Origin of the sequence: Bacillus sp. SIMBA_031 (assembly GCF_046535225.1) — a bacterium.
GTDB classification, from domain to species: domain Bacteria; phylum Bacillota; class Bacilli; order Bacillales; family Bacillaceae; genus Bacillus; species Bacillus velezensis.
Map to the genome: position 1 here is coordinate 1 of NZ_JAWRXC010000310.1, position 267 is coordinate 267.

The window sequence follows — 267 nt, forward strand, 5'->3', positions numbered from 1 at the left end:
TTCACGTTATTGGCTGCGCAGATTAATCAGCGCCATGATGCGATTATAGAAATACTCAAAAGCACGGGTCTTGAAAATGCACTGGCACAACATCTCGCGTTAAGCACGCAAACAACGGCGCAAGGTGGCCCGCTAGATATACTCGATGAAAGTAAAATTCCTAGTAACTTTCTAGTCATTGCAGATAAGTTGTTATTGTTAAACCAGCTAGAGAGCTTTTTAACTGAGTTGCCAAGTACCCTGCCCTTACCTGCTGCAAAATATTAT

General features: G+C 42.3%; 1 protein-coding gene. It reads left to right on the top strand.

The features are described 5' to 3' along the window. On the top strand, positions 1 to 267 hold a 267-nt coding region (locus SB724_RS20430), incomplete at both ends, for a hypothetical protein (RefSeq protein WP_410572716.1).